This is a genomic window from Campylobacter sp. RM16189, assembly GCF_012978815.1.
In the GTDB taxonomy this organism is placed as follows: Bacteria; Campylobacterota; Campylobacteria; order Campylobacterales; family Campylobacteraceae; genus Campylobacter_A.
Map to the genome: position 1 here is coordinate 1 of NZ_LIWR01000022.1, position 2,469 is coordinate 2,469.

Consider the following 2,469-nt stretch of genomic DNA (forward strand, 5'->3'; position numbering starts at 1 on the left):
TTAAAACATCCATCCTACAATCAGAATACTTCTTAAATTCAGCCTACTATGTATAAAGAGAATAAGACATTAGGTAAAGATTTTAAATATAAGTGTTTATAAAGCTTATCTTGTATAAATATATAAATATCTTAGTGTTGATATTATCGATATAGATATTTTAATAGCTATTTGGATTGAATGTTTATGATAATGTTTTAATGAGTTTTAGTGATTTAAATAAGTGGTAGCTTTGTATAAATAACAAAGCCCGCAACGACCTACTTTTCCAAACATCCCAGTAAGGGAGAGTATCATCAGCCAGGACGAGCTTAGCTTCTTGGTTCGAGATGGAGCAAGGCGTTTCCTCGTCTGTATAGTCACGGGCAGTGTTAGTTAAGTAAATTAACGGTTCGTCTTTTTAGTATCTTTGAATGAATTTGCTATTTTTAATACTCACGGACAACACGTCCGCTCCGTTTAAAAACAGCCTCACAACATTCAAATCTATCTAAAAATACTTCACCTTTTTTATATCCATAGATAAATTTGCTTAACTAACACTGTCTTTTAATTGTTAAGAGTTAAAGCGTTTTAAATAACAATCTTTACCTTGTAAGGTTTTTGAATTGAGAACTAATTTTTCGCTAGGCAAGGCAGACGAGTAAAGACGAGGGAGCATACACATAGTATGTGACCGAAGTCTGAAACGAAGTCTAACGAAGCATAGTAGAAAAAATTAGGAACCAATTTTACCCTTAACAAGGAAGTGATGCTTATTAAAAGATAAGCAGACGACCTATTAGTACTGGTCAGCTAAAGGACTTTCATCCATTACACACCCAGCCTATCAAACATATAGTCTTTATGAGGTCTTAAAAGAAGATTCATCTTGGAGTTGGCTTCGAGCTTAGATGCTTTCAGCTCTTATCACATCCCAACTTAGCTACCGAGCGGTGCCCTTGGCAGGACAACTCGTACACCAGTGGTTGGTTCAACCCGGTCCTCTCGTACTAGGGTCAACTCTCCTCAATCTTCTTACGCCCACGGCAGATAGGGACCGAACTGTCTCACGACGTTCTGAACCCAGCTCGCGTACCGCTTTAAATGGCGAACAGCCATACCCTTGGGACCTGCTCCAGCCCCAGGATGCGATGAGCCGACATCGAGGTGCCAAACCTCCCCGTCGATGTGAGCTCTTGGGGGAGATCAGCCTGTTATCCCCGGGGTACCTTTTATCCTTTGAGCGATGGCCCTTCCACACAGAACCACCGGATCACTAAGACCGACTTTCGTCTCTGCTTGACATGTACGTCTCGCAGTTAAGCTGGCTTATACCTTTATACTCTACGAACGATTTCCAACCGTTCTGAGCCAACCTTTGTAAGCCTCCGTTACATTTTGGGAGGCGACCGCCCCAGTCAAACTACCCACCAGACATTGTCCTGCATGAGGATAACTCATGCCAGTTAGCTATCAGAATAAAAAAGAGTGGTATCTCAACAATGGCTCACTATAAACTGGCGTCTATAGATCAAAGCCTCCCACCTATCCTGCACATCTTTATCCCAATAGCAGTGTCAAGCTGTAGTAAAGGTCCACGGGGTCTTTCCGTCTTGCCGCGGGTAGGAGGAATTTTCACCTCCACTACAATTTCACTGGATCCCTCTTCGAGACAGCTCCCATCTCGTTACGCCATTCATGCAGGTCGGTATTTAACCGACAAGGAATTTCGCTACCTTAGGACCGTTATAGTTACGGCCGCCGTTTACTCGGGCTTCGATCAAACGCTTCGCAGAGCTAACGTCATCAATTAACCTTCGAGCACCGGGCAGGCGTCACACCCTATACATCCTCTTACGAGTTAGCAGAGTGCTGTGTTTTTGGTAAACAGTCGGGAGGGACTCTTTGTTGTAACCTTCTTTGCTTACGGAGTAAATCTTTAACAAAGTTAGGCACACCTTATACCGAAGATACGGTGCTATTTTGCAGAGTTCCTTGAAGAGAGTTCTTCCACGCGCCTTAGAATACTCATCCCACCCACCTGTGTCGGTTTACGGTACGGGCAACTATTACTAAACTTAGAAACTTTTCTTGGCTCGACAGTATCAAGGATTCAAACGCTGTTCCGAAGAACTTTGTCTGCCTGTGGGGTCTCGGCTTAAAAAGATCCGGATTTGCCTGGATCTTAACCTACACCTTTCGACCAGCACTACCATCCGCTGGCTCCTTTAACTCTAAGCGTCCTTCCATCGCACATAATAGTTGGCATTGGAATATTAACCAATTTTCCATCGCATACCCCTTTCGGACTTTGCTTAGGACCCGGCTAACCCTACGATGACGAGCATCGCGTAGGAAACCTTGGGTTTACGGCGTTAATGATTCTCACATTAATTATCGCTACTCATGCCTGCATGCTCACTTCTATCCGCTCCAGCGCTCCTTACCGGTACACCTTCAACGCTGAATAGAACGCTCTCCTACCAC

Annotated in this window: 2 rRNA genes; both read right to left on the reverse strand. The window is 43.7% G+C overall.

Going from position 1 to position 2,469, the window contains the following annotated elements:
- Positions 1–247: 247 nt before the first annotated feature.
- Positions 248–367, reverse strand: a 5S ribosomal RNA gene (gene rrf, locus CDOM16189_RS07935).
- Positions 368–761: 394 nt separating this feature from the next.
- Positions 762–2,469: ribosomal RNA gene (locus CDOM16189_RS07940) — 23S ribosomal RNA — on the reverse strand; the annotation flags it as partial.